Origin of the sequence: Geodermatophilus ruber, assembly GCF_900114385.1 — a bacterium.
In the GTDB taxonomy this organism is placed as follows: domain Bacteria; phylum Actinomycetota; class Actinomycetes; order Mycobacteriales; family Geodermatophilaceae; genus Geodermatophilus; species Geodermatophilus ruber.
On sequence record NZ_FOSW01000003.1, the window covers coordinates 269341 to 295229 of the forward strand.

Genomic DNA, 25889 nt, shown 5'->3' on the forward strand with positions numbered 1-25889 from the left:
CGCTGCTATACAGCCAGGGCGCACTTATCGACATGCCCGATCAGGACTGGCAACGGATGGTGAGCAGCGCGCCGCACGAGTGGCTGCTGTCCGCGCCCTGGTGAGCAAGCCGGTTCGCTCAGGCTCGGGACATGCCCGCAGCCGCGGCCTCGAGCTGGTCCTGGCTCTGTGGCACGAAGCTCGCGACGACGCCCATGCCGGTGATCCAGGAGGGCACCGGCTCGTAGGCCGCCCACGCCAGCGGGCCGCCCCACGCGCCCACCGCAGCCCCCCAGGTGCGCACCTCGCCCGCGCCGTGGCCGGCCGCCGTCTCGACGTCCTCCCCGTCCAGCCCGGCCATGACCTCCGGGTCGGCGAGGACCCGCTCGAGCAGCGACCGGTCCCACCCGGGGTTGATCTGGCCGGTCGCCTCGCTCTCAGCCAGCTCGCGCGTCTTACTCTGCCGGGCAGGTTCGAGCTCGTTCACCCGCGGCCGCCCGTGGATGAGGAAGTCCCGCCACTCGGGGGTGATCCCGGGGTCCTCGGCGGAGATCGAGTTCGGCCAGTGCGACATCCCGCCCGACCCCACGACCAGCACCCGGGCCGGATCTGCCGACGCCTCGATCGCCCGGCCCACCGCCCGGCCGAAGTCGAAGCAGCGGCGGAAGCTCGGCAACGGCGGACAGCCGGCGTTCACGATCACCGGCACGATCGGCAAGTCGAGGGCCGGGAAGAGCTTGCCGTAGACCTGGGTCAGGCCGTGATCGATTCCGAGGTCGAGCGAGATCGCGGGGTCGAAGCCCTGGCCGGTTACCCCATCGAAGATGGCGCGGGCCAGCCCCGCCGCCAGCGGCAGCTCACCGCTCACCGTCCCGTAGTCCCCCACGCTGTGCACCTTCTCGGCGCCGATGCAGAAGGGCGGCATGAGGTCGTAGAAGAGGTTCCGCGCGTGGTCGGGACCGAACACCACGACGGCGTCGGGCCGCAGCTCGACGGCTGCGCCGCGGACCTGCTCGACGGCGGCCGCGAAGCGAGCCCCGGGCGAGTCCGGCGTCGCCGGCGGGGCGATGCTCCACACCGGCGAGTGCGAGAGGGCGACGCATCCCACGACAGTGGCCATGACTTCCTCCTCGGGAACTTCCTCCACGCCGGCGGCGGGCTAGACCGCCGATCCGCCGATGAGCACGAACGCGATCAGGCATGGCCGGTCGGACCTGTTGGACCACAGGTGCCGCGTGCCGCGCTGGATGAGCACGTCGCCGGCCATCAGCTCGCGCTCGTCGGCGTCCATGACGTGCCAGATGCAGCCCTCGAGCACGATCGCGTAGTCCAGCGACGGCGTGCTGTGGAACATGGCCTCCCGCACCTCGGGTCCGGTGTCCCAGTGACTGTCGGGCGGGAACTCGACGATGCGCAGGATCGACCCGGCCGCCGGCGGCGCGATGCGGCCCGGGCTCCCGAGCCCATCGTCGGCCGGCCCCGAGTTGTCGACCGGGACCTCCTCGTGGCGCCACAGGTTCGTGTAGACAAACGTGGGGGTGTCGGCGACGACCTGAACGTGCGGGCTCAGCCCGTCCTCCAGGACCGTGGACCGGCCCTGCTCGTCCAGCCCGGTGACGACCCTGCGGAAGCTCCGGATGGTCGGCGCCGGGACGACGCGCTCGTCGGAGAGAGGGATATTCTCGGGCACACTGCTCCTTTGCCGGGACGGTCGACGCGTGGTCAGACCAGGAGGGACAGACCGCCGTCGGCGACCACCGTCTGACCGGTGACGTAGGTGGACTTGATCAGCCCGAGGACGAGTTCTGCGACCTCTTCGGGGGTCCCGGTGCGCCGCAGCGGCACCCGCTCCTGGATCTGGGTGCGGAACTCCTCCCACCCGGCGGTCCACCGGGTGTCGATGAACCCGGGCGCGACGGCGTTGACCCGGATCTCCGGGCCCAGCGCCCCGCCGAGCAGTTTGCACATGTGGTGCATCGCCGCCTTGCTCACCGCGTACGGGATGCTGCTACCGCCCACGTCCACGCCCGCGAGAGCGCCGACCATGACGATGCTGCCGTCGCCGCTCTTGCGCAGCAGCGGTTCGGCCGCCTGGACGAAGTGCCACGGAGCCAGCACGTTCATCTGCAGGATCCCCGACCAGACGTCGTCGGTGACCTCGTGGATGTTGGGGTGCGGGATACGCGCGGTCTTGCCGGCCGAGTACACCAGCGCGTCCAGTCGGCCAAGCCGCTCCTCGACCTGCCGTACGACGCCGGCCGGCCCGTCGGGGTCGCCGAGGTCGGCCTGCAGGAACATGCCGTCCCGCAGTTCGGCGACGAGGGCGTTGCCCTCCTCGACGCTCTTCGAGCCGACGACGACGACGCGGTAGCCGTCGGCGTCCAGCCGCCGTGAGACCGCGGCACCGATCCCGGTGGAGCCCCCGCCCACGACGGCGACCCGCCGTTCCGCGCTCGTCCCTGCTGCCATCGTCGATCGCCCTCCTTGAGTCCGCGGGCCCGCGAGCGCCAACCATGGAGTCGCCGACGCGACGGCCACAACTCCGTCGTCCGTCCACCGAGCCATTGCGGCGTCGGTAGCGTGCTAGCACACTAGTGCTGTCCCGGCGGTCGGTGAACAGGGAACTCGCCGGGGAACAGGAGGTTGACCGCAGAAGCGACACGCCGGTCTGGGTCGCGTTGGGGTCGGTGGCGCACCCCGTCGCGGACCCGCTGGTCCTCACGGCCGGCACGGGCGGGCACCTGGCGGCCTACGCGCACAACATCGGCGCGCTGGCCGAGCGGTTCCGGGTGATCGCCTAGGACTATTCCGGGCACGGCTACACGACCCACGCGATGGCGGACCTGGAACTGTCCCAGTACGTGACGCACTTGGCTGGGCTACTCGACGCGCTGGACGTGCAGAGGGCGCACCTGAACGGTGAATCGCTCGACGGCTGACTGGCGGTCAAGTTCGCCGCGGCGCATCCGGAGCGGACAAAGCACGTCGTGCTAAACACGCCCGGGGGGTGTCCCTATGGGTTCGGTCAAGCCGGTTGTGGCTGGTAGACGGTGCCGTCGCGGAGCATGGCGAACAGGACGTCGACGCGACGGACGCGGTTGCTGAGCCGGGTGGCCTCGGCGGCCTGGTCGTCGTCGAAGCCGATCAGCACACCCAGCTCGGCGAGCACCTCCTCGCCCGCATCGACCCGGCGCAGCGTGTGCGGCGTGGTGCGGGCGGCCTCGGCGATGACGTAGGCGTCGCGGGCGTCGGTCTTGGCCGATCCCGGGTGCAGATCGGCGATCCGGCGCATCGCCAAGCCGGGCAGGTAGGCGACGTGGCAGCCGACCGTCCGGGCGACCGCGACCGGCAGCGCGCCGATGGTGGCCGGCTGATCGACGACGACGAGCACCACCCGTGGCCTTGCAGACGCTCGAACAGCTCGCGCAGCCGCTGCTCGTCTTGGGGCAGCGCGGCGTCGTGCCGCCGGGCGCCCCCGGGATCGAGGGCCACCGCGTGGTGGGTGCACTTGCCGACGTCCAGCCCGCAGAAGACCGCATAGCCGCTCTCACTCATCCATGCACTCCCCGCTCCCGCAGTTCTCGTCGTGGTCGGTCCAGCACTGGATGCCGGCAGCCACGTTACGAAGAGACCAACCCGAACGGGGGCGGCCATGTCCCTATCAGCGGTCCACCAGTGCCACCAGGCCCGGTGACAACACCCCCCGGATCATCAACGACAGGGGCAATCAGTCATGCGGACCTGGTGACCAGGAACCCCCTCACCGGGGGCGCCAGGAAGGTAACGGGGCGATGGCCCGCCCCCGAGGTCATGGAGCGCATCCGCAGGCTCTCCCAGGCGGCGGCCGACGAGCGGATCCGGGCCCGCCTGGAGTGGCTCATGGCCGCCCCGGCTGCCGTCGCCGATGAGCTGGTCACGATCCGCCGCACGATCCAGCAGGCGGACGGGGTCTCACAGAGACTCCGGACTCGCCGGGGCGGTTCAGCCGTGCAGGTCGTGGATGCCGTGGGAATTGCCGCACTGCACCACGATCGACGTACCGACCCGGAAGTAATTGACGAAGTCGGCTCGCTGCCTCTCGGGCGTCCGTCATCGCACTTCCGGATCTCAGCCTCGTATGCGACGGGGCGAGCGCCAAACTCCGAGCTGGGCCCGAACGAAGCAACCGGCTGCTTGCAGCCACAGCAGGACAGCATTACCTCTCTACCTTCCGGTCGGTAGGGACGCTAGTGTCTGGCCGGAGGCGACTTGATCAAGGGAGATTGCGATGCGTTTGGTCCGGTTCACCACCTCCGGAGGTCCGACGTCCATCGGCGTCCTGGAGGGCGAGAAAGTCGTCCCTGTGGCCCTGGCCGACGGGGACGCGAGACTGTTGGAGATCGCGATGAGCCGGCAACGCCCCGACGGGATAGGGCCGGCGATTCCTGTTGACGACGTCACCCTGCTCTCGCCACTGGCGCAGCCGGCCAGCATCCGAGACTTCATCACCTTCGAGGACCATTACGCCAATTTCCTTCGTGGCCAGACCGGGGCCGTCGACATCCCCGCGGAGTGGTACCGCACCCCGGTCTTCTACTTCACCAACCCCGCGGTGGTACACGGACCGGACACCGAGATCCCTCACCCGGTGACCGACTGCCTCGATTACGAGCTCGAGGTCGCCGTCGTGCTCGGACGGGGTGGAAGCGACGTGACCGTCGAGGAGGCTCCCGATCTAATCGCGGGGTACACCTTGTTCAACGACTTCTCAGCAAGGGACGTACAGAAGGTCGAGATGGCTCTGGGGCTTGGGCCCAGCAAGTGCAAGGACTTCGCCCACGCCCTCGGCCCCTGCCTGGCCACACCCGACGAGCTCGGCGGAGCGCCCGGCACACCGCGCGGTCAGGTGCGGGCCCGGGTTAACGGGCGCGAGTACGGCGGTGACGACCTCGGGCACATGCAGCACTCCTTCGCCAGGCTGATCTCGCACGCCTCGACGGCGTCGCGACTGCGTCCGGGCGACGTGCTGGGCTCGGGAACTGCGGCCACCGGCTGCATCATGGAACTCGCCGGCCTGCACGGCGGCGCGGCATACCCCTGGCTGGAGCCCGGCGACGTCGTCGAGTTGGAGGCCGAGGGCATCGGCGTCCTGCGCAACACGATCGGTCCCCGCCGTGGCTGAGCCCCCGAACAGGGAGCAATCCGACGGCTGCCACGCCGACGAGACCCTGCTGCGGTCGATGATCGCCCAGCTCAGCAACTGGGGACGCTGGGGGGTCGACGACCAACGCGGCACGCTGAACTTCATCGGTCCCGCCCAGATCCTCGCCGCCCGGGAGTGCATCCGCACCGGCGAGGTCGTGTCGATGACCCTTCCGTACGACTCTGCAGGGCCCCAGATCGGCGGCATCGGCCGGAACAACCCCCAACTGTTCCCGCTCGCCACTGGCACCGACTACCTGGCCGGACGACAGGATCCTCTGCCGGGGTCCTGGGGTCCGGCACGCGGCATGGGGTACGCCGACGACTACCTGGTCACGCCCACCCAGGTCGGTACGCAATGGGACTCCCTGGCACACGTCTTCTTCGACGGATGCATGTACAACGGCCGATCAGCAGCCGAGGTGGACAGCCACGGCGCCCGGCACAATGGCATCGAGAACTATCACGGCCGGCTCGTCAGCCGCGGCGTCCTCCTGGACATTCCACGCTTGCTGGGGATCGACCACCTCGCGGAGGGGACACCGATCACCGTCGAGCTCCTGGAGGCAGCCTGCGAGCAGCAGGCGGTGGAGGTGCGCACCGGCGATGCACTCGTGGTCCGCACCGGCTTCCTGGAGCACCGACGCAGCGACTGGGGGGACTTCGGCCGAGGCGGGGATGCTCCGGGACTCTCGCTCCACACGCTTCCCTGGCTGCACGAGCGGGAAGTCGCTGCCGTGGCCACGGACACCTGGGGGGTCGAAGTACGCCCCAATGAGATCGGCTTCTTCCAGCCCTTCCACATCGTAGGTCTGACACACATGGGGTTGGCGATCGGCGAGATCTTTGATCTGGAAGCCATCGCAAGGGCGAGCGCGGCCGACGGCCACTACGACTTCTTCTTCTGCGCCGACCCGCTGCCGCTCACCGGCGGCATCGGCTCTCCGGTGAGTGCCCTGGCCATCCGCTGACGTGTCGGCGCCGGCGGTTCGGCAGGGGCGCCCGAGCCCCGCGGTCTACCCGGCGGCCGTCGCCGACGGCGCGCGGATCCCCTCGAGGACCAGCGCCAGGAACCGATCGGCCACCTGGCGGGCACCCAGTGGGCCACCCGGGCGCAGCCACTGGTAGGTCCAGTTGCACATCCCGAGGATCGCCAGCGCGGTGACCTCGATGTCCTCGATGACGAAGGCGCCCTCCGCGACGCCGTCCCGGAGGGTCGCCAGGAGCAGCCCGTGGTACTCGTCCCGCTTCACCGTGATCGCGCGACGCTGTTCCGCAGGGAGCTCGCGGTAGTGCTCGAAGAAGATCCGCAGCCGACCGGGGTAGAGCTCCATGAGGCTCACGAGGTCGAACATGATCCCGTCCAGCCGCTCCACCGGCGAACCGGCCCTTTCGCGGGCCCGGACGAGCAGATGGTCGATCATCTCCTCGTGGATCTCCACGAGGATGAGGTCCTTGTTGGAGAAGTAGTAGTACAGCGACGCCTTGCGGATGCCCACCTCCTGGGCGAGCGCTTCCATGCTGGTCTCGTGGTAGCCGCGCTGCTCGAAGAGTCGGGCGGCCACATCGATGATCTGCGCGCGGCGTGACACCCCATCGGTCCGATCGGCCATGTCAGATTCGCGCTCCTCGCCGATACCCTTCGACAGCGGTCGCCGTCAGCAACGAAACCTACCAACCGGCCGGTAGTCAACTGCCCTCCTCCAGAAGGGATCCGCCGGCACCTTGACAGCTGTGACGAGTGCCACAACACTCCCCTACCGGCCGGAAGGTAGAACCCTCGCTGTGCACGTCGGTGTGCCGGGAAGGACCAGCCCGTGACCCAGTCGCCCCCTCGCCCCCGTCCGCGTGACGACGGCGAGGCCACCACCCCGCCGCCGTTCGCGGTGACCCCCGAGGTCGACGGCGACACCGCCGTCGACCGCGAGCCGGCGCCCGGCCGCCTCCATCCGCTGCGCCGGGACGGCGACCTGCTGCTGACCGGTCGAGCGGAGTTCCTCGACGACATCGCCCTTCCCGGCCTGCTGCACGCGGCCGTGCTGCGCAGTCCCCACGCCCATGCCCGGGTCCTGCGCGTCGATGCGACCGCGGCCCGTCAGGCCCGCGGCGTGCGCGCGGTGCTCGCGCCCGAGGACGCCGATGCCCAGGCCGCTCCCCTACCGGCCTTCTTCGAGCCGTCGATCGTGGGCGGCAAGACCAGCACCTTCCGGATCCTGGCCGGCACGAAGGTGACCTACGTCGGCGAGGCGGTCGCCGCCGTGGCGGCCGAGACGCTCGCCGACGCGGAAGCGGCCCTGGAACTCATCGAGGTCGAGTACGAGGTCCTTCCCGCCGTCGTCGACGCCGAGGACGCGCTGGCACCCGGCGCGCCGCTGGTCTTCGGCGAGTGGGGCGACAACCTTCTCGCCGTCTTCCCGTTCGCCGAGGGCGATGCAGCCGCCGCCGTCGCGGCCGCCCCGCACCGGCTCTCCGGCGAGCTGCACACCCAACGCCACCACACCGCCCCCATGGAGACCCGCGGCTACATCGCCAGCTGGGACCGGGCCGGCAGGCTGACGTTCTGGGGTTCGACACAGAACCCACACCCGCTGCGCACGAACCTCTCCACCGTCCTGGGGCTGCCCGAGGACCGCATCCGGGTGATCGCCACCCGGCTGGGTGGCGGCTTCGGCCACAAGTTCAACGGCTACGCGGAGGAACCGCTGGTCTGCCTGCTGGCGCGCGCAGCCGGAGGCCCGGTCAAGTGGGTCGAGACCCGCGCGGACGCCCTGCTGGTGGGGGCGCGCGAGTTCTCGCACCGGTTCACCGTCGGCTACGACGACACCGGCCGGATTCTCGGCATCCAGGACCGCGTCGTCGGCAACATCGGGGCCCTGGGCAGCTGGGGTGGCTGGAGCATGACCTTCCCGGCCGGGATGACCTTCCCCGGGCCGTACAAGGTCGCCGACTACGACATCCAGTCGCACGCCGTCGTCACCAACAAGGCACCGTGGAACGGAGCCCGCGGCTACGGCAAAGAGACCGCCTGCCTGGCCCTCGAACGCATGGTCGACCTGATCGCCGCCGAGCGGGGGCTCGACCCGGCCGACGTCCGGCGGGTCAACTTCATCCCCGAGGACGAGTTCCCCTTCTGGACAGCGGCCAAGCATCTCGACAGCGGCAACTACGCCGGCGCCTTGGACAAGGTCCTCGCCTTGTCCGACTACCGAGGACTACGCGCCCGCCAGGAGCGGGCCCGCGCCGGAGGCCGGCTGTTCGGAATCGGCCTGGCCTTCGAGCTCACACCGGAGGGCGGCGACTTCGCCGGGAGCTTCGTCCGCGGATACGACACGTCGACAGTGCGGGTCTATCCCAGCGGCGCGGTCACCGTCCTGACCGGCGTCACCAGCCCGGGGACGGGCAACGAGACCAGCATCGCACACCTGGTGGCCTCCGAGCTCGGCATCCCCAGCGAACAGGTGAGCGTCGTCCAGGGCGACACCGACACCTGCCCGTACGGCTTCGGCAACTTCACCAGCCGCAGCCTGGCCACGGGGGGCGCCGCGGCCGTCCTCGCCGCTCGCGAGATCCGCGACCGGATGTCCGGCGCGGCGGCCGCGCTGCTCGACTGCGCCGCCGACGACCTCCGCTTCGCCGACGGCAACGTCACGTGCGTCACCGTCCCGACGTCGAGTCTGTCCTTCGCGGAGGTGGCCGAGACGGTGTACCGGAGGGGCCTCGCGGCACCGGGCCTGGACCAGCCGCTGCTTGAGGTCACCCGCGTGGACCTGCCCCACAACTTCCACCACGTCCCGGACGAGCAAGGGAGGTTCAGCGCCTACCCCAGCTATCCGTACTCCGCGCACGTGGCCGTCGTGGAGGTCGACGCCGAGACCGGCGTCGTCGACCTGTTCGAGTTCCACGCGGTCGACGACTGCGGCAACGTCGTTAGCCCCCGCTTCGTCGAGGGGCAGCTCTACGGGGCCATCAGCATGGGCATCGGCGGCGCGCTCTGGGAGCACCAGCCCTACACCACCGACGGCCAGCCGGTCGCCACGCAGTTCAAGCACTACCTGACCCCCCGCGCCGGTGACCTACCCGCCATCCGGCTCGACTCCCAGCACACCCCCAGCCCGTTCACCCTGCTGGGCACGAAGGGGGCCGGCGAGAGCGGCGTCGGCGGCGGTCTGGCCGCCTGCGTCAACGCGGTCAACGACGCCCTGGCCCCCCTCGGGGCGACGGCGCACCACTTGCCGCTGAACCCGCCGAACGTCCTTGCCGCCATCGACGCGGCCACGAACCCCGGAGGCGCCCGGTGATCCGGACACCCTTGCGCTACCACCGACCCCGCACCCCAGACGAGGCCAGCGCCCTGCTGGTGGAGCACAGGGGGGACGTCGCGGTACTCGGTGGCGGCACCCAGCTGCTGCCGCAGATGAACCGCGACCAGGTACACGTCGGCCACCTGGTCGATCTGAGGGGGCTCGGACTGCGCCGCATCGAGGTGACCGACGACCAGGTTGTCGTCGAGGCACTCGTGACCTACGCCGACGTCCTGCTCTCCCGTGATCTCAGCCGGGCTGCTCCTCACCTGCGGCGGGTCGCCCACGGTGTGACCGGTGGGCGGCAGATCCGCAACACCGGCACGCTGGCCGGCTCGGCCTGCTTCGCCATGCCGGGCTCGGACATGCCCGCCGCCCTGGTCGGGATCGACGCCATCCTCCGGCTGCACGGCCCGGACGGCGCGCGCGAGGTCAGGGCGGCGGACTTCTACGTCGACGCGTTCACGACCGTGCTGCGCCCGGGAGAGTTCGTGCTGGCCATCACGATCCCGCGGACGGCCGCCCGGACCGGCTACTGCAAGGTCAAGCACAGCTCCGGGAGTTGGCCGATCGCCACCGCCACTGCGCGCCGGCTGGACGGCTCCGCGACCGTGACCCTGGGCAGCGTCCACGCCACCCCGCTGCACGTGGACGTTTCCGACCTCGCCTCGAACGGACCCGTGGACCGCGCGGCGCTGGCCGACCGCGTCCGCAGCGCGCTCCCCGCGCCGTGGACCGACGTCCTCGCGCCCGGTGACTACCGCGCCCGCATCGCCGGCGTCGTCGCTGCCCGTGCCTTCTCCGAACTCGAGGGAGTGCCCGCATGACCATCCAGGAGACCCCGTCCCCCCCGTCCCTCCCCGAGGAGGTCGAGGAGGTCCCCGGCCGCGAGATCACCCTGACCGTCAACGGCCGACCGCGGCGGGTCCGCATCGAGGACCGCCAGCTGCTCGTCGAGGTGGTCCGCGGTCAGCTCGGCCTCATCGGCACGAAGGTCGGCTGCTACAACGGCGACTGCGGCGCCTGCACGCTGCAGGTCGACGGTGAGATCAGGAAGTCCTGCCTCGTGCTGGCCGCCTCGGCCGACGGAGCGGAGCTCACCACGATCGAGGGCGTCGGCGGACCCGACGGCGCCCTCGACGAGATCCAGCAGGCGTTCTGGGACAACGACGCCTTCCAGTGCGGCTTCTGCCTCCCCGGTCACCTCTTCGCCACCCGCGACCTGCTCGACGCCGACGACGACCCAAGCGAACAGGACGTCCGCGACGCCCTCGTCGGCAACCTGTGTCGATGCACCGGCTACGTGAACTTGGTCAAGGCCGCCCTGGACGCCGCTCAGCGCCGACGGACCACCGGCACGGCCGACCGGCGATCCATAGAAGAAGAGGGGCCGCGACCGGCGGACGCCTGCACACTGCACCGCGGACCCCGGCCGTGATGAGCGGGAACTCATGACCGGGATCATGGCCAGGCGGAGCTGGTCCCGGTGAGGACCCAGTCGGTGGAGCCTCCGCGCTCCGACGTCCCGCCGGTGCTGGCCGGGCTGCTGCGCGACGCGGTCCTGCTGGTCGAGCGGGGGACCGCGACGCCGACCGACATCGACACCGCCATGCGCCTGGGGGCCGGTCACCCAGCCGGGCCGTTCGAGGTGCTGGCCAGCCTCCCGCCCGACGTGCGTCGAGAGCTCGGCCCGCCGACGACCCTGCCCCCGGGGCGGGTTGGCGCGCCCCGCTTCTCCGCCGACGGCGGCGGCTGGACCGGGCCCGTCGGCGTCTCGGGCACCGGGCACATGGCGGGTGGCATCGTCGAGGCGGTGGCTCGCAGTGGGCGCCCGGTGCGGGTGCTGGCCCGCAGCCGGCAGTCCGGTCAGCGGCTCCTGGACGCGCTGTCGTCCCGCTTGGACCGGGCGGTGTCCCGCGGCCGCATCGAGGCGGCCGGCCGGACCGAGGTGCTCGGCCGTGTATCGGTCACCGAGGACCCCGCGGCCCTCGCGGACGCCGACGTGGTGATCGAGGCGGTCGCCGAAGACCTCGACGCCAAGGCGGCCGTGGTCAGGCTGCTGGATGCCGCGCTGCCCACGGCAGTGCCACTGGCGACGAACACGTCGTCGTTCCGCGTGCGCGACCTGCGGCCGTTCGTCACCTCGGGGCGGCCGGTCGTGGCGCTGCACTTCTTCAACCCGGCGCAGGTCATGGAGCTGGTGGAGGTCGTCGTGCCCGACGACCTGCGCGGAGCCGACGAGCTCCGCTCCACGGCCAGCGCCTGGGTCCGGGCCCTCAGCAAGACGCCCATCGCCTGCGCCGACTCCCGCGGGTTCGTCGTCAACCGACTGCTGATCCCGTTCTTGAACGACGCCGTCCGGCTGCACGAGACCGGCGTGCCCGCGCCGGAGGTCGACGAGCTGCTGCGCAGCGCCGCCGGGCACCCGATGGGGCCGCTGGCGCTGATCGACCTCATCGGGATCGACGTCACCGTGGCGGCGCTGCAGTCGATGGCCGCCGTCGAGGACGACCCGCGCATCTCCCCCGCCACCACGCTGCACCAGCTGGCAGCCGCCGGCCGGCTGGGTCGCAAGACCGGCGCCGGCTTCCACGACTACCCGTGAGAGGACGCCGAATGGCCGCCCTGGCCGACCCCCGGACGGCGGCCGACCCGACCGCCGCCTGGACCGCGCTGATCAGCCGCTACTACGACGGCTGCAGCGCCGGCGACGTCGACCTGATGCTGGAGACGCTCCACCCGGAGGTCGTCCACTGGTTCCTCGCTCCCAACCCCGGCTCGAAGGCCGTCGAGGGCGCCGAGCATCTGGCCCGCTATTGGCGCAAGGTCACTCGGATGCTGCAGGCCCGCTGGGTGGTCGACAGCATCTGCGCCACCCCGGAGCAGGCGGTCATCGAGTGGACGATGTGGTGGCTGCCCGAGGGCGCCCCCGCGCGGGTCGGCACCCGTGGCGCGGAGTGGTTCACCTGCACCGACGGGCGGATCCGGGAGATCCGCTCCTACTACCAGATGCGGCCGGAGACCACCGAGCTCGACGGCTTCCCCTACGCCGAGCGCGGCTACTCCGCACCCGGCGCCGAACGCAGCGCGATCCACCCCGCCGCCGCGGGCCGCCACCCCGGAGGCAACCGATGACCACCGTGTCGACCGGCATCCGGATCCGTCGGGACGGCGCGGTCGCGACCGTCATCCTCAACCGCCCCGAGAAGCTCAACGCGCTGGACCGGGCCACCCGGTGGGAGCTGGTCGGCGCGCTGCGCGCGGTGGCCGCGGACACCGACGTGCGGGCGGTGGTGCTCACCGGCACCGGCCGGGCGTTCAGCGCCGGCCAGGACATCGCCGCCGTCGAGGAACTCGAGCACGCCGACGAGACCGTGGCCGGCTCCTACAACCCGATCGCGCAGACGATCGCCGACATGCCGAAACCGGTCATTGCCGCGGTCAACGGCCTGGCCGTCGGCGCCGGGATGGGCCTGGCCCTGGTGTGCGACCAGCGGCTGGCCGCCGACACCGCCTCGTTCTCCTGCGCCTTCGGCAAGGTGGGGCTTGTTCCGGACACCGCCGTGTCTTGGTATCTGGTCCGCGAACTGGGCTACGCCCGGGCCTTCTCGTTTGCCGCCAGCGGGCGACCGATCCCGGCCGCGGAGGCGCACCGGTTGGGTCTGCTCAACGAGATCGTCCCCACCGACCAGCTGGCGGCGCGGGCGCACGACCTGGCCGAGTCGCTCGCCGGTGGTCCGGCGCACGCACTAGCGCTGACCAAACGGCAGTTCCGCGCCGTCAGCGAGATCTCCTTCGAGGCCGCCCTAGCGCTGGAGGCCCGCCACCAAGGGGACGCCGCCGGCCACCCCGACCACGTCGAGGGCCGAACCGCGTTCGCCGAGAAGCGCGCCCCGCGCTGGGCGTGACGGCATCCTGACGCCGTTCCGCGGGGCCTCTGACCCCGCCCCGGGCGGGTCGCCGTCCACGCTGCCCGCTGAGGCTGGCTCGGTCGACGTCGCCGTCGAACCGAGCCGGGATGGCCGCTGGTGGGTGATTGCCACGTGGTCGTACCGTCGGCGGACGCCGCGGCACCGCCCGGGGTGTCCGGACAGGGCCCCGGGTGTCGCCCGGCTACCCACCGCTCAGTCGGTCGTCCGCCAGTTCCTCGACGCGTGGTGGGAGCAGCCTGCGGCTGTCGCTGGGGGCCTGTTCGAGCGGGCCCGCCGGCGGCCAGCTCGCCCACCAGGGGCGCGTGCGCGTCCACCACGGCGAGCCGGTGATGTTCGACGACGCGTTCGGCGGCGCCGGACTGTCGTCAGTGGTCGCCGGCAGGTTCGTCACGATCATGGCTGTCCGACCGGCCCGCTATGTTCCGACCATGTCCACGAAGCCGCGCACACCGCGCCCCTCCCCCGCCGGGACGGCCGCTGGTGGGACAGCTCCCACTTCGCGGTGCCCAAGTCCCCCCGGCGTCCCGCGGAAGGCCTAGAGGGCTAGCTTCGGCGCCGACCATCCCGACGTCCTCACCGATAAGTCTCGCCCTAGCCGTCTTCTCCTCGCGTCAACCAGGGCAGGCCCGTCCACTCGGCGAGGACACCCTGCGGCGCTGCCGCCGGGTATTCGGCTCGGACCACCCCATCACCCTGTGGGCCGCGGCCGCCTTCACGCTCGCCCTCAACCAGGTGGGCGAGGTGAAGCGGTCCCTTGTTCGGAGAGCGGCGCGGACGGGCCACAGCAGCATTGCCAGGACGCCAGGATCTCGTCGAGCGCGTGCGTGGCTCCAGCGCATCCCGACTGCTCATTGGGGTAGGACCAGCCGCCCCGGCTGCCGAGGAGGGACTCAGAGGAGGCCAAGGTGCCGCACATCGACGTCGTCGCCGATCTGAACTTCGAGGGTGACGAGGCGGGGGTGATCCTGGCCCGCGTGCCCGCGGCGGGCGCCCCGGCCGTCGGCACGATCCTCACGGCGGGCACAGCCGCCGCCTGGTCCCGGGTGCGGGTGGAGGCCGTTGACGAGGACGGCTGGCTGCATGTGCGACTGCTGTCTGGCCAGTGGACCGGGTAAGCGAGCCGGTCCGGCTCCTCGACCAGCATCGCTTCGACCCGTCGCGACACGTGGAGGTCGAGCTGAACGGGGAGTGGTGGCCGGGCCTCCAGCATGCGTGGCGGCTCACGTCGGACCGGGACCACTGGGTCGCCGAGGTCGAGTTCAGCGCCCGGTACGAGTGAGGTCTCGGAGAGCACTTCCACTGCGTGCCACCGGGGCGCGTGAGGCTGCGCGACGTCGCGCCGTTCGCTTCGCCGTCCGGCTGGTGAACCGACGGCGTGCGGCGTCCGCCGCCCGGGCGTCTTGAGGCTCGTCCGGCGCGAACGCGGAGCACCCCGGCGCGGACTGTCGGTCCCGGCTGGTAGGGAAACGCCCATGTCAGGCAACGGCGAACAGGACGACGACGGCGAGAAGTACCGGATCGAGCTGGCGCCCGGCCTGAGCGACGCTCAGCGCGCGGAGGCCGAGCGCATCTTCGCCGCGCTCCGGCGGACCCGCCGCGAGCGGCATCAGCGGGCCGACGAGGCCGCGGCGACCGGGGAGCCGGCGCCCACGCTTCCGCTCTGCCCGACCCTCCTCATCTCGGCCGAGCCGTGCCTGCTGCCACTCGTCGACGGGCAGGACTGCCCGCACCGGGAGCCCGGCCCGGTCCCCGACGCCGTCCGCGACCTGGTCGTTCGACTGCGCCGCGAGGTCGCCGAGGCCCGGCAGGTCGCCTCCCGGCTCGGTTCCCTTGTCCGGGATCTCCGGGGCGGCCGCGGCATCGAGAGCGCACTCAAGCGGAAAGAGCCGTGGTGGCTGGTGCCCGGCGAGCCGGAGGCGCCGCCGACGTGACCAACGGCCCGGCCGCGGGAATGCCTGGGTTTCGGGAACGTTGTCATCGGTGCCGGCCCGTACATGTCCCCGGGTCTCAAACCATCTGCCGCTTCGAGCGGCCACGCGCCGAGAGGCGACTGTCGGGCCGGTATCCACTCTTGCAGCGGCCGCCCCGGTCTTCCCGACCGGGCGGCCGCTGTCGTCTGCGCTCACCCCGGCGGATGAGGCCGGCCGCCGCGGCCTCAACGGACGCGCCCTCCCTGCCGAAGATTTCCATGTCCGAACGCGTGGGTCCAAGACACGCGAACGGACCGCGGCCGGGCTTGGACATCCCCGGTCGCCGGCCCCGGGTCGTCTTCGGACGCCCGGGGCCCCTCTGCGTCTCAGCCGCCGGGCTGCGCCGAGGCGAACCGCTCGGCCGCGAACCGCGCCCGCGGCGGATCGGTGGCCGCGACGTCCACGGCCCTCTCGCCCTACAGGAGCGAGGAATGCGCGGTGAGCCACGTCCAGATCGACCAGCCACCGAGGCCGTCGGCGTCGAGGAGGACCTCGAGCAGGGGCCGCAGCTCCGGCCGCGGCTCGCCCGCCTCCGTGAGCAGGACCGCCGGCACCAGTTGGTCCCTGCCGTGCCGAATGACGAACAACGAGCGGTCCCCGAGCTGCTGCGCCAGCCGGTCGGTCTCGGCCCGCTTACGGTCGCCGAACCGTCTCGCCAACCCGTCGAAGTCGATCTGGGACAGGTCAATGAGCGGGTCAGGGTCGGCACCCTCGGCGGCGGCCCCCACCACTGCACGTGCCGAACGTGCTGAATGTTGAGCCCGACTGCAGATGTGCCGGTGACGACGCTGCTGTCCCGTCGCACGAAGTGCTGGACCAGGCGGGAGTTCAGGTTTCGGGCGATGCCCACATAGGCCACCCAGGTGCGGCCAACATCGCCTCCGTACATCGCGTACAGGGCCGGTATGCGCGGAACCTCGGCCCAGCGAGTCACCTCTCGCGTCACGGGTGCCTTCTGATCCATGCCTCGCCTCTCGTTTCGCTCGAGCACATATGAGTTGCGAACCGTGGACCGGTCATCAGCTGGACGCGAAAGACGGCTACGGCGGGCTCCTCGTCGACCTCAGTCACGGCATGCGCTAGCTCCCGCGCCATCGAGCGTCGTGGTCGGGCGGTGACCTTGGCCGGCGAGAAGCGACAGGCCCTGCGTCCTTGCAGTAAGCCTGACCCGCCCTTTACGCGGCCGTAGTGCCACGCGCCGACTCAATCTCGGTGGATGACCTCGTAGGCCGCAATGACGCGATCCCGTAGCGTCATCAATTCGTCGAGCCATTTCCTCACGACCGAGGGGTGCCAGCCTTCTTTATAGAGCTCGATCCGGCGGCCAACAACGCAGAAACCCTCTCGGATGGGCACCGCGTGGAGGAATTCCTCAGACAGCTCGGATCTGGCGACACGGCGCAACCCGGCGACTTGCTCAGACCAGATACCTCTCCACGCCTTGCTGGGGTACCCCTTGCTGGTTGATCGTCCGAAGACGAGCCCTACCCAGGCCTGCTCGTCGCGGCGATCACTCAGGATCGAGCCGTGTCCTGGCACCGCCATGTAGACGCCGACCCAGTCATCCCCCGACGCGAAGTCTCGCCCTAAGAGGTCCCAACTCTGATTCTCGCCACGCAACCACCCCTGCCCGGGGACACCGGCTTGCTGCCCGTTACTCCATGCGGCGGCTACATCGAGCAACTGCCTCCTGGCTTCGGGTTCGAGCATTCGGCCGGCCTCGATACCTTGGGCCACCGTGCGGATGCGGTCTCGAGGACTGGACTCCAGCAGTTCAGGAAGCGGCTCTGCCAATGCGCGCTCGGGGTCGAATCCTCCGACCTGCTCCGCTATCTCCTGGACTATCGATCTCAGCGCTTCCTGCCCGCGGGGCTCATCGGACCACTTGAGCTCGCGAGAAAAGGTCTTGGAAGAAACGTCATGGAACCATGGACCAGTAGGCTGACAGTACGCCTCGCTGACTTCGATCGTTGGCCAAGCGACCTCTCGGCCGGTCCAGCGGAACGCACCCTGGGCGCTCACAACCACCGGCCCCAGCCGCTCCCCCAGGCGCTCTACATAGCCAACCGCGGCGTCACGCTCAGTGTGCGCTTGCACCAACAACTGCGCCGCTCGGCCAAGGTCGGGAACTGTCCTGCCCGGAGCGAATCCTTCTAGAGCGCGATACAGTTCCATGACGCTCGGGGGAGCAACTCCATCCTTGCACAGTGGCTCAAGTGCCTCGAATAGGCTGGCCCATGTGCAACCTTCCCACTTCGCAGTTCTACACACGCCCTGACAGCTGGGGTCATAGCTCTCGTGACTTGTGCAGACCCACCGGTGCTGGCCATGGCGCGTTAGGAATACGAATCCATTCTCACGGGGCGCGACGGAAGAGTCTTCCAGGAAGTATTTCGCATATCGGCGCAGCTGATCCCCGTGCTCCAGGGCATCCACCTTGGCCTCTAGCACGATACGAGTTCCCGGTGCAAGAATGACGAGGTCGACGTATCCCTTTTCATCCGGACTAGCTTGGCCGACGGGTTGCTCGCGCTCTACGTAGAACGCAGTGCTCCCGTGGCCAGGAGCAAGCTTCTCCAGAAGCGCACGTCGAAAGGGTTCGAAGGCGGGTATGTCTTGGCGCAACAACCAAGACAAGCAGCGCATCAGCGGGACTTCCTTGTCGACAATTCCGGAGTCTCGGAGTATCCAACCCTCCTGGTGAATGCCCATGGAGTCCGCAAGTGCACGCACGCCGTTCAACCACGTTGGTTCCATCATGAGGACCGCTTCTTGGGAGAGAGGGAGGATGGTGTTCGAAGCCAGCGCCGGACTTCGGCGGTGGCCTGGACGTCGTCCCTGTTGTAGGCGAGCAGCCGCTCCTCGGCCAAGGCGTCACCGGCAAGCGCCTGCTCGTACCAGGTCTGTGACTGCAGCCCACCGGGGTCGTCGTCCCGCCATTCAAAGCCGGCGCCCTGCATCGCGATCGCCTTGAGCCCGTGGCCGATTCGGGAGTCGAGCGACTTCTCCACGATCTTGCAGAGGTCAATCCAGGCCTCGGGTGCCGCCTCGGCGCACATCTCCGGCAATTCCCGGCCGCTGGTGGAGGTGATCCGGCGGAGCTGGCTGCGCTCCGGATGGTGGTAGTGGAAGACGGCCACCGAGCGGCCGGCGGCGCCGTCCGCCTGGATCGCATCATCGAGCCAGCGGAGGAATCGCTCGGCCAAGTCGTATTCGGCCTGCACGTCGTCGACGGACAGGTCGAGGAACGGCACGTAGGTGCTCTCCTCACCGTCCGTCCGCAGGACGCCCCAGAGATAGACGCGCTCCGGCGAGGGGCTCCACTCGCAGTCGATGTCGTACTCGACGTCCGCGGTGGGCACGGACGGGGCGTCGGCACGCCGCCGGATGTCCAGACCAGCCTCGGCCAGCTCCGCATGTAGCCGCGCCTTCTTCAGGCGTGCCGCCCGGTTCTGCCGGTGCGCGACCTCCTGGTGGTAGTCCTCGGTAAGGACGTCATCGAGCTCCGCCGCCGCCAGATCGCTCACGGTGACAACGTTCTGCGCGCGCAGTGTCAGGTACTCGCGCACCGACAGGACGCCGCCGAGCTCCCTGCTTAGGTCGTCGTCGGTCAGCGTGTCGACGCAGACCGACGCCCACCGACAGTCGCCGCACTCCTCGTGCCCGATGGGCACCACCAGCGGCACCGGATCACCGGGCTCCCCCGTGCGTCGGCGCGCCAGGTCCGCGACGTCGAAGCGGAAGGCATGCTCGTGGTCGTACCGCTCCAGCGAGGAGCGCCGCCGCTTGCCGGCCGTCCTGGAGAACGTGGTGAACAGCGGCTCGTTCAGGTCATACCAGCTGAGCACGAGGGGGTCGGGCACGTATCCCTTGGCCCCGTCGGTGCCGAGCACCGCACCCCACGGCTCCACGGCGGCATGACCCGCTGCTTCCAGGAGTCGCCAGTAGTGGGCCAGTTGGAGGCAGTCGTCCTCACGGTCACCGACGCGGAGCGCGACCCCGGCGCGGACGACGGCCTGCGCGCGAGAAGGTACGGACGCCAGGCTCACCTCAACCGAGTCGTTCGGTGATCGGTGCAGCGTCAGGTGATGCTTGATGTCCCCGACGTGGTAACCGGGACGTCCGTCGGGGCGGTCCTCCGCCCAGATCAGGAGGTCCGGCTTGCCGGTCCGCCCGCGCGCGTCGTCGTCCGGCAACCGACCACCGACGATGAGGCCGGTCCCGGAGGCGAGGTGCCGCATCGTCTCCGCGATGTGCGTCCACTTGTCGTCCTCGAGCGGGCGCAGGTCGATCGCGTCCGGCGCGGCCGACAGCAGCGCCTCGACGACGTCGTCCTCGAAGGCCCGGCCCTCGTCCAGCTGCTCTTGCACCGCCGGATCAGGCTGCCACTCGACCCGGGGCACGGTGAGGTCGTACTCGTTGTGCGTCGCGCGCGGGCACCGCTTGGCTGCATAGCCGCCGAGCAGGATCGGTCGCAGGGTCCCCGTCACACGTTCTCCTTCGGCACCAGCCGGGCCCGACCACAGCGGAACGGCGCCGGTTCGCCACAACGGGGGACGGCGGCGGACGCGCCCCTCCACTCGCCCACCATCGCCGCCGAAGAAACGGCGTGACCGATCCCCGCACCGCGCACGGCGCCCACGACTGGTTCCGGTGGGCCAGCGACGCCGACCTCTGGAGCTCTGAGGGCGCGGCCGGCCTGGCGCTCGCCTTCGCCGCGATGGAGGCCGGGGCGGATGCCGGCTTCGACGCAGCGGCGATGAGCCGGCTGCGAGCGGCTTTACGACAGGAGGACGCACCGGCAGCCCACCTCTTCGACGTCCTGACTGGACCGCCGGAGTCGCTCGTGGATTTCGTGCCCGACGCCTCCCCCTCGGTCCAGGTGCTCGCCGCCGAGCGTGCCGACCTGCCCGAGGACGTCGCCGGCCAGCTCGCGCTGTCGACCGACACCGACGTCCTCGTCGCGCTGGTGACGAACCCGGCCGTCGACCCCCTCGTCGTTGGGGGCGTCATCGCCTGGTGCGACCCGACCGGTGTCATACGGACCGCCTACGAGCACCACTGCGCGGTCGCGCAGCAGGACACGACGGAGGAAGACGACGGACTCGCGGACAACGCGGCGCGGACGACGGCCGGCGGCGTGGGCGGAGGCGTGGGCGGACAACCGGGGCGGGACCGGTTGTCCGTCGAAGAGACCCGGCGCTGCGCGGTGGAGCTCGACTGGCGTCCGGATCAACTCGAGCACGTCGTCTCTCCGGACGGCGTGGCCGCCCTGTTGCACCGCACCGACGACCCAGAACTCCTCATCGCCACGTTCCACCGGGCACGGGACGAGTTCCGCGCCGTGGCCGCGGCGAATCCCTGCCTGCCGGTTGACCTGGTCGTGCGGGCAGCAGAAGACCCGTCGTGGGAGGTGCGGCTGGCGGCGTTGAGCAATCCGGAGCTGCCCGCTGACCTCGTCGAGGTTGCGCTGGCAGAGGCGGTCGAACTGACCGGACGGAATCCCGCGTCCGCCGAGGCGGACGGCATCCGTCGAGCGGTGGCGAGCAACTCGAGCGCACCGGCTGACGTGCTCGTGGCGCTCGCGGGCGCCGAGCTCGCCGCAGCGGCGTTCACCCTGCTCGCCCATCACCCTGAGACGGCCTGGGGAGGGCTCACGCTGGATGAGCTGATCGACATCGCGTGGGGCGAACCGGACGACCCGCCGCTCCCCGCCGTGCCTGTCGCCGACCTGCGGTGGCCCGGCCGTCTCGCGCTCGTTACCCAGGACCGGTACGACCCCGACCGACTGCTCGGCGAGGCGGACGCCGACGCGGCCGACGGCGGCGACTTCGCCACGGTCGCCTGGGCCCTGCTCGACCTCGAGGAGCGCCATTCCGGGGAGTGGCCTCTCTCCAGCCCCATGAGGCAGGTCGCCACCTCGATCGCAGAGGACGAGCGGTGCGACCGTGATCTCGCCAATCGACTGCTCCGCGACCACGACCGCTGCGCGGCCACCATGCTGGCGTTGGCCACCAACCCGTCGATCGACGTCGACCGGGCGCTCGGTGCGATGTACGCGTGGACGAATCGGGACCATGTCGTCGGGAACGTCCTGGAGGCCGAGCGGGCACGCTCCCTGGGGAAGGCCATGCTGGCCACGGGCCGTGGCCCCGAGGATCTGGCCAGGATCGCCGCTCACCTGGAGTCCGGGGGCGACGTCGTCCGACAGCTCGGGTACGACCGGGCCGACACCCTCGTCCACACGGCCGTCCAGACTGTTGTGCCCCTCCCCCGGGCCGCTGGTCAGGCGACGTCCACGTAGGGCAGCCAGTCGGTGCGCGTGTGGTGCTGCTCCCGCCCGTCGCAGCGCTCCAGCCACGAGCGATCGGGCCCCAGCGGGCCCGTCCACTCGATCGAGGCGCCGCACCAGCACAGCCGTCCGGGGCCGTGGTCACGGCCCCGCGACGGGGCGGGGTCGAGGGGCTTGTCGGACCGCCGGTCGAGCGTGTTCGGCGGGTCGGTCGGGTAGGCGAGGCGGCCGTTGGTCGGGTTGTGCGTGGTGTTCATGCGGTCTCCTTGCTGGTCGGGCCGGTCCCCCCCTGCTGAGGGACCGGGAGGACGGCGGGGTCAAGTGGCGGCGCCCGGCTGCCGACATGGAGACGGTGAGCACCAGCCCCTTCGTCCTCGGCCTGGATCTCGACGGCGTCTGCGCCGACTACGTGGGTGGCTTCCGTCGCCACGTGGCCGCCGTCCGCGGCATCCCGGAGGGCGACCTCCCCGAGCCCTGCAGCTGGGACTGGACCGAGTGCGGCTGGGGCATCGGGTCCCACGAGGACTACCTGGCGCTGCACGCCGCGGCGGTGGCCGACGGCCTCTTCCGCAAGCTCGACCCGCTTCCGGGAGTCGCCGAGGCGCTGTGGCGGCTGTCGGATGCCGGCGTCCGGATCCGCGTGATCACTCATCGGCTGTTCATCAGCGGCTCTCACGCCGCCAGCGCAGCCGACACGGTGGCCTGGTTGGAGGAGCACGAGCTGCCCTACTGGGACCTCTGCTTCATGGCCGCGAAGCCACAGGTCGGTGCCGACCTGTACATCGATGACGGGCCGTCGAACCTTGACGCGTTCCAGGCTGCCGGCCTCTCCGCGCTGGTGTTCGACCAGCCCTACAACCGCCATGTGCTCGGCCCTCGCGTCCACGAATGGCCCGCGGCGGTGGACGCGGTCCTGGCTCACCGGGCCGTGGTCGAGGCGGCGGGTACTGTCGGTCAGCCGTCGACCACCTGACGCGAACGCGCCCCGGTTCACCGCCCTCTTCCTCTCCTGCGCCCGCGTTGAGGCCGGTACCTCTCCCCCGGCCCGGCGGCGTCCGCCCAATCGAGGAACCTCTCCACTGCAACAAGGCCGTCGCGCGTCCAACCGGTCTCCGGATCGGTCCGAACGGCGTGGCCCCGGCCGTCGAGGGCGTCACCGGTCAACCACTCATCGAGAGGTCGGTCGTCCACGAGCACGACAGGTCGCCCCGCGGCGTAGTCGCGCAAAACCGATGCCTTCGCGCTCATGGCGTCCCCGGACTTCAGGTAGCTGAAGGGCGCGTCCTCGAGGTCGACGACCGGCAGGGGTCCGGGTAGACCGAGCAACGGGCCGACGAGGTCGTTGGCCAAGTGGCCCCACGTCGTGGCCCAGACAACGTCGGCCCGCTGGTGCAGGGCGCGGATCCAGCCCGCGTGCGCGGGATCCAACGCGAGTCGCACCGTGATGTCCTCACGGCCGTACCCGCGACGGAACGGACTGGGTCGCTGGCACGCCGCCGGGATGTGGCATTCGTAGCGCCGGAGTTCGGGCTCCCGCACCAGCCTGTCCCCGCCGAGGACGTTGAGCACGCCGTCGACGTCCACGGCCACCACGGGGCGGTGCGCGAAATCTTCCGCCGCCAGGCCGAGCGCTGTCGGAACCGGCCGCCGCCACGCGCCAGCCCCACCATCGGCACCGAGCTGACGGTAGGTGATCGTGTCCCCGGCGGGCCCTGGCCCTGCCTGCTTGCGAGTCACAGGTCCACCACCAGCCACGAATCCTCCACCCGGTAGCCGGGCTCGCCGTGCCCTGCGGCAGGGTCGCAGGTGAGGCCGTCGACGACGGTGCCGTTGGCCAGCGTCTGGGTGTACCGGTGGTGCAGGTGGCCGTGGATCAGCTGCGCAGGAGCCAGTGCGTCGACGATGCGCTGGATCCGGTCCTGGTTGGGGTACGCCGCCTCGGCGGTCTTCCGGTTGAAGGACGGCGCGCCGTCCCGAGGCTTGTCGTGGGTGAGGAGCAGGTCGACACGCCCCCCGGCGGCGATGATCCGGTCGGTCTCGTCGTCGGTGAGCTCCTCGTCGGGGAACCACAACGTCCCGGCGTAGTCCCGCGGCGCGCCCGCGTTCCGATGAGCGAGCGCACGCCGCGCGGCCCTGTCGGTCTTCCGCTGTTCGACGGCCAGACGCAGGTCCTTGTCGAGCGAGGCCGCTCCACCGGCAGCCAGCAGCCGGGAGGAACCCCAGGTCCAGCGGTGCCCGCGCGGGGCGTACTGGACGTGGTCGCGGACGACGATCAGTCCGTCGTCGTCCCGGTCCTGGTAGGTGCGGCGGAGCAGGGCCACGTTGTCGTGGTTGCCGTCGAGGAAGGCGCACCGGACGCCGTGCTGCCGGGCCCGCCGATCCACCTTGTCGAGGAACAGGCGTCCGTCGTGCTGGTGCTCCCAGTAGCCGAAGTCACCCACCACGAAAACCCACGGACACCCCTCGCGTACGGCGACGCGCAGCAGGTGGTCGACGTGAGCTGTCTGGCCGTGGGTGTCGCCGGCGAACAGCACCCGGATCACCAGGCGTCCCCCTGGGTGCCGGTGTCCGCCAACAACCGGTCGAAGTCCGGCGCGCACGGGACGACCAGCGTGTTGCCCTGCATGGGCTCGTGGGCCAGACCGCTCACCCGGGTCCGCCCACCCCAGGGGGACTCGTCGGTCACCAGGTCGTAGCGGCGGTGCAGGTGACCGTGCATGTGCAGTTTCGGACGCAGGGCCGTCACGAGCCGGTCCAGTCGCCGCTGATGCGCCTGGCTGCGGCGGAAGTCGTCCTCCGACCACCGGAACGGCATGTGCCGCCACCAGGCGCCCGGTGCCTGGCCGAGCGCCGGCTCGACCCAGGCGGGGCGATCGTGGCTCAGCAGGACGTCGGTCGCGCCGACCTCCGCGACGACACGGTCGATGTCCGCATCGGTGAGCTCCTCCTCGATCCACCAGTCCTCCCCGTAGGTGCGGACGGCAGCGTCCACCGACACCGCTCCCCCGACGGCGGTCCAGCGGCACCCGCCCCACGTCCACGACGCCCCGCGGGGCAGATGCCAGACGTGCGGCCGGCAGGGGTGCAGGCCCGTGACGGGATCGGTGGGCAACCGGTCGAGGAGGCCGACATGCCGGTCGTGATTCCCGTCCAGCCACAGGAACGTGACCCCGTGCTCAACGCAGGCGCAGCTGACCGCATCCATCGCCCGCGCGGACCGGGCCGGGTGGGTGCCGAAGGTGTCACCCAGCTGCACGATCGTGGAAAGCCCTGCCTCGGCGGCCCCCTGGACCAGCCGCAGCAGGTGCGGCTCGCTGCCGTGGACGTCGCCGACCACCAGCACCCGACCGCCGGCCGGCATCGCAAGAGGACTCTCCACCGCAGTGCTCATGCAGGCGGCCTCCCCTCGATGGTCGTACGCCGGACCGTGGCCGGTGGTCAATCACTTTGAGGCATGTTACCCAGACCGAAGGGATCGTGTGTCGGCATTTCTCCTAGGCTCGAAAGGTGACCACCCATCCGGATGAACGCAGACTCCTCGTGAGCGCACGCCAGGTGGCGCGCTTCTGGGGGGTCACGCCGATCGCCGTCCGCCAGGCGAGCGACACCGGCCTGCTCACCCCGCATCGGACCGCGCGTGCCGGCGCGGCAGAAGACGCCGACGTCGTCCACTACGACGCCGACGAGGTGCTGGAGATGGGACGCCGAGCGTTCATCGACGAACGACACCTGGTCTCCGCGTTCGATGACTGGAGCGTGCTGTTCGTGCAGCAGGCCGGCCCGCGCTGGCTTCATCACACGGATGACGACTTCTCCTGGCGGACCATGTGGGGCTGGACGGCCGAGGCCAGCGACGAGGAGAAGCTCCTGTCCGCGAGTGGCTGGTGGCCCGTGGACCACAGGCGACGCGACGGGGTGCGGGCCATCGTCTCGACCGTCAGTTCCTTCGTCGTCACCCTGGCAGTCGTCGATCCGGAGCAACCCGTCGCGGACGAGCGCCCCGACATCGGGCGGGTTCGCTTCAACGTCGCGCCGGCCACCGAGGAGACCACGGTCGGCAGGGCACTCCTCGCCGTCTTCAGCGGTCGCCGCATACCGGTCAAGTCCGGAAGCAACCGGCTGATCCCTCGACCGGGGGGCTCCGCGCTCGGCTGATGGCAGCACTGCCCAAGGTGGTCTAGCGTTTTGCTCGCTTCTATGGCTGGAGGAGGAGGTCGAGCATGACTGGACGAAC

At 70.7% G+C, this 25889-nt stretch carries 25 protein-coding genes and 1 pseudogene; 14 read left to right on the top strand and 12 right to left on the bottom strand.

Annotated elements, in window-relative coordinates:
- Positions 1-118 precede the first annotated feature (118 nt).
- From BMZ50_RS06415 to BMZ50_RS06435, 4 genes and pseudogenes are all read right to left on the bottom strand, one after another.
- Positions 119-1099 (bottom strand): DODA-type extradiol aromatic ring-opening family dioxygenase, encoded by a 981-nt coding sequence (locus BMZ50_RS06415; protein ID WP_091322453.1) that lies wholly within the window; start codon positions 1097-1099, stop codon positions 119-121.
- 39 nt (positions 1100-1138) lie between these two features.
- Positions 1139-1669: a cupin domain-containing protein gene (locus BMZ50_RS06420; RefSeq protein WP_091322454.1), complete on the bottom strand. Its 531-nt coding sequence runs from the start codon at positions 1667-1669 to the stop codon at positions 1139-1141.
- 32 nt (positions 1670-1701) lie between these two features.
- Positions 1702-2448 carry an SDR family NAD(P)-dependent oxidoreductase gene (locus BMZ50_RS06425; RefSeq protein ID WP_091322455.1) on the bottom strand — a complete coding sequence of 249 codons (747 nt, stop codon included), beginning with the start codon at positions 2446-2448 and terminating at the stop codon, positions 1702-1704.
- A 619-nt stretch (positions 2449-3067) separates the two neighbouring features.
- Positions 3068-3534, bottom strand: a pseudogene (locus tag BMZ50_RS06435) (IS110 family transposase); the annotation flags it as partial.
- A 712-nt stretch (positions 3535-4246) separates the two neighbouring features.
- Between BMZ50_RS06435 and BMZ50_RS06445 the strand changes: the two are divergent.
- The gene (locus BMZ50_RS06445) at positions 4247-5140 is read left to right on the top strand and encodes a fumarylacetoacetate hydrolase family protein (RefSeq protein WP_091322460.1); all 894 of its coding nucleotides are present in this window, start codon (positions 4247-4249) and stop codon (positions 5138-5140) included.
- 58 nt (positions 5141-5198) lie between these two features.
- Entirely contained in the window at positions 5199-6131 is a 933-nt protein-coding gene (locus BMZ50_RS06450) for a cyclase family protein (protein WP_091322740.1), read from the top strand.
- Between the two features lie 45 nt (positions 6132-6176).
- Here BMZ50_RS06450 and BMZ50_RS06455 read toward each other — a convergent pair whose 3' ends face one another.
- Positions 6177-6773 (bottom strand): TetR/AcrR family transcriptional regulator, encoded by a 597-nt coding sequence (locus tag BMZ50_RS06455; RefSeq protein WP_091322461.1) that lies wholly within the window; start codon positions 6771-6773, stop codon positions 6177-6179.
- 204 nt (positions 6774-6977) lie between these two features.
- Between BMZ50_RS06455 and BMZ50_RS06460 the strand changes: the two genes are divergently transcribed.
- The 9 genes from BMZ50_RS06460 (at position 6978) to BMZ50_RS06495 (ending at position 15324) form a co-directional block, all read left to right on the top strand.
- Positions 6978-9458 (top strand): xanthine dehydrogenase family protein molybdopterin-binding subunit, encoded by a 2481-nt coding sequence (locus BMZ50_RS06460; protein ID WP_091322462.1) that lies wholly within the window; start codon positions 6978-6980, stop codon positions 9456-9458.
- Positions 9455-10288 (top strand): FAD binding domain-containing protein, encoded by an 834-nt coding sequence (locus tag BMZ50_RS06465; RefSeq protein WP_091322464.1) that lies wholly within the window; start codon positions 9455-9457, stop codon positions 10286-10288. The genes BMZ50_RS06460 and BMZ50_RS06465 overlap by 4 nt, the downstream gene beginning before the upstream one ends.
- On the top strand, positions 10285-10899 hold the full coding sequence (locus BMZ50_RS06470) for a (2Fe-2S)-binding protein (RefSeq protein ID WP_091322467.1): 615 nt from the start codon (positions 10285-10287) through the stop codon (positions 10897-10899). The genes BMZ50_RS06465 and BMZ50_RS06470 overlap by 4 nt, the downstream gene beginning before the upstream one ends.
- 63 nt (positions 10900-10962) lie before the next feature.
- Positions 10963-12066, top strand: a complete 1104-nt coding sequence (locus BMZ50_RS06475; RefSeq protein ID WP_143087098.1) for a 3-hydroxyacyl-CoA dehydrogenase family protein — start codon at positions 10963-10965, stop codon at positions 12064-12066.
- Between the two features lie 11 nt (positions 12067-12077).
- Positions 12078-12596: a nuclear transport factor 2 family protein gene (locus BMZ50_RS06480; protein WP_091322470.1), complete on the top strand. Its 519-nt coding sequence runs from the start codon at positions 12078-12080 to the stop codon at positions 12594-12596.
- Positions 12593-13369: an enoyl-CoA hydratase/isomerase family protein gene (locus tag BMZ50_RS06485; protein WP_091322474.1), complete on the top strand. Its 777-nt coding sequence runs from the start codon at positions 12593-12595 to the stop codon at positions 13367-13369. Before BMZ50_RS06480 ends, BMZ50_RS06485 begins: the two co-directional genes overlap by 4 nt.
- A 929-nt stretch (positions 13370-14298) precedes the next feature.
- The gene (locus tag BMZ50_RS06490; protein WP_091322475.1) at positions 14299-14508 is read left to right on the top strand and encodes a hypothetical protein; all 210 of its coding nucleotides are present in this window, start codon (positions 14299-14301) and stop codon (positions 14506-14508) included.
- A complete protein-coding gene (locus tag BMZ50_RS24055; RefSeq protein WP_177212673.1) occupies positions 14496-14672 on the top strand; it encodes a hypothetical protein in 177 nt (58 codons plus the stop codon). The genes BMZ50_RS06490 and BMZ50_RS24055 overlap by 13 nt, the downstream gene beginning before the upstream one ends.
- A 193-nt stretch (positions 14673-14865) precedes the next feature.
- Entirely contained in the window at positions 14866-15324 is a 459-nt protein-coding gene (locus tag BMZ50_RS06495) for a hypothetical protein (RefSeq protein WP_091322476.1), read from the top strand.
- A 455-nt stretch (positions 15325-15779) separates the two neighbouring features.
- Here the strand turns inward: BMZ50_RS06495 and BMZ50_RS06500 are convergent, their stop codons facing one another.
- The 3 genes from BMZ50_RS06500 to BMZ50_RS06510 all read right to left on the bottom strand — a co-directional run bounded on the left by BMZ50_RS06500 (position 15780) and on the right by BMZ50_RS06510 (position 19853).
- The gene (locus BMZ50_RS06500) at positions 15780-16091 is read right to left on the bottom strand and encodes a hypothetical protein (protein ID WP_091322477.1); all 312 of its coding nucleotides are present in this window, start codon (positions 16089-16091) and stop codon (positions 15780-15782) included.
- A 475-nt stretch (positions 16092-16566) separates the two neighbouring features.
- Positions 16567-18123, bottom strand: coding sequence for a PD-(D/E)XK nuclease family protein (locus tag BMZ50_RS06505; protein WP_091322478.1), 1557 nt, complete (start codon positions 18121-18123; stop codon positions 16567-16569).
- Positions 18120-19853 (bottom strand): TM0106 family RecB-like putative nuclease, encoded by a 1734-nt coding sequence (locus BMZ50_RS06510; protein WP_091322479.1) that lies wholly within the window; start codon positions 19851-19853, stop codon positions 18120-18122. Before BMZ50_RS06510 ends, BMZ50_RS06505 begins: the two co-directional genes overlap by 4 nt.
- A 392-nt stretch (positions 19854-20245) precedes the next feature.
- Here BMZ50_RS06510 and BMZ50_RS24060 point away from each other — a divergent pair, with 392 nt between their 5' ends.
- Positions 20246-21667, top strand: coding sequence for a hypothetical protein (locus BMZ50_RS24060; RefSeq protein WP_177212674.1), 1422 nt, complete (start codon positions 20246-20248; stop codon positions 21665-21667).
- On the opposite strand, the gene BMZ50_RS24065 is transcribed toward BMZ50_RS24060, so the two are convergent.
- The gene (locus tag BMZ50_RS24065) at positions 21649-21912 is read right to left on the bottom strand and encodes a hypothetical protein (RefSeq protein ID WP_177212675.1); all 264 of its coding nucleotides are present in this window, start codon (positions 21910-21912) and stop codon (positions 21649-21651) included. The two genes, BMZ50_RS24060 and BMZ50_RS24065, sit on opposite strands and share 19 nt — an antisense overlap.
- 95 nt (positions 21913-22007) lie before the next feature.
- Here BMZ50_RS24065 and BMZ50_RS24070 point away from each other — a divergent pair, with 95 nt between their 5' ends.
- Complete coding sequence (locus BMZ50_RS24070; RefSeq protein WP_177212676.1) at positions 22008-22628, top strand: 5' nucleotidase, NT5C type; 621 nt, start codon at positions 22008-22010, stop codon at positions 22626-22628.
- 17 nt (positions 22629-22645) lie between these two features.
- Here BMZ50_RS24070 and BMZ50_RS06520 read toward each other — a convergent pair whose 3' ends face one another.
- From BMZ50_RS06520 to BMZ50_RS06530, 3 genes are all read right to left on the bottom strand, one after another.
- The gene (locus BMZ50_RS06520) at positions 22646-23245 is read right to left on the bottom strand and encodes an HAD domain-containing protein (RefSeq protein WP_143087099.1); all 600 of its coding nucleotides are present in this window, start codon (positions 23243-23245) and stop codon (positions 22646-22648) included.
- Positions 23246-23388: 143 nt separating this feature from the next.
- A complete protein-coding gene (locus BMZ50_RS06525; protein ID WP_091322482.1) occupies positions 23389-24198 on the bottom strand; it encodes a metallophosphoesterase in 810 nt (269 codons plus the stop codon).
- Entirely contained in the window at positions 24195-25046 is an 852-nt protein-coding gene (locus tag BMZ50_RS06530; RefSeq protein WP_091322483.1) for a metallophosphoesterase family protein, read from the bottom strand. Before BMZ50_RS06530 ends, BMZ50_RS06525 begins: the two co-directional genes overlap by 4 nt.
- 116 nt (positions 25047-25162) lie before the next feature.
- Between BMZ50_RS06530 and BMZ50_RS06535 the strand changes: the two genes are divergently transcribed.
- Complete coding sequence (locus BMZ50_RS06535) at positions 25163-25810, top strand: hypothetical protein (protein ID WP_143087100.1); 648 nt, start codon at positions 25163-25165, stop codon at positions 25808-25810.
- The last annotated feature ends 79 nt before the right edge of the window (positions 25811-25889 follow it).

Bases quoted from the DNA above. Each gene is read 5' to 3' on its own strand.
- BMZ50_RS06530 (WP_091322483.1), bottom strand. From the start codon at position 25,046: ATGAGCACTGCGGTGGAGAGTCCTCTTGCGATGCCGGCCGGCGGTCGG.
- BMZ50_RS06455 (WP_091322461.1), bottom strand. From the start codon at position 6,773: ATGGCCGATCGGACCGATGGGGTGTCACGCCGCGCGCAGATCATCGAT.
- BMZ50_RS06445 (WP_091322460.1), top strand. From the start codon at position 4,247: ATGCGTTTGGTCCGGTTCACCACCTCCGGAGGTCCGACGTCCATCGGC.
- BMZ50_RS06415 (WP_091322453.1), bottom strand. From the start codon at position 1,099: ATGGCCACTGTCGTGGGATGCGTCGCCCTCTCGCACTCGCCGGTGTGG.
- BMZ50_RS06485 (WP_091322474.1), top strand. From the start codon at position 12,593: ATGACCACCGTGTCGACCGGCATCCGGATCCGTCGGGACGGCGCGGTC.
- BMZ50_RS06495 (WP_091322476.1), top strand. From the start codon at position 14,866: ATGTCAGGCAACGGCGAACAGGACGACGACGGCGAGAAGTACCGGATC.
- BMZ50_RS06480 (WP_091322470.1), top strand. From the start codon at position 12,078: ATGGCCGCCCTGGCCGACCCCCGGACGGCGGCCGACCCGACCGCCGCC.
- BMZ50_RS06450 (WP_091322740.1), top strand. From the start codon at position 5,199: ATGATCGCCCAGCTCAGCAACTGGGGACGCTGGGGGGTCGACGACCAA.
- BMZ50_RS24065 (WP_177212675.1), bottom strand. From the start codon at position 21,912: ATGAACACCACGCACAACCCGACCAACGGCCGCCTCGCCTACCCGACC.
- BMZ50_RS06470 (WP_091322467.1), top strand. From the start codon at position 10,285: ATGACCATCCAGGAGACCCCGTCCCCCCCGTCCCTCCCCGAGGAGGTC.
- BMZ50_RS06505 (WP_091322478.1), bottom strand. From the start codon at position 18,123: ATGATGGAACCAACGTGGTTGAACGGCGTGCGTGCACTTGCGGACTCC.
- BMZ50_RS06425 (WP_091322455.1), bottom strand. From the start codon at position 2,448: ATGGCAGCAGGGACGAGCGCGGAACGGCGGGTCGCCGTCGTGGGCGGG.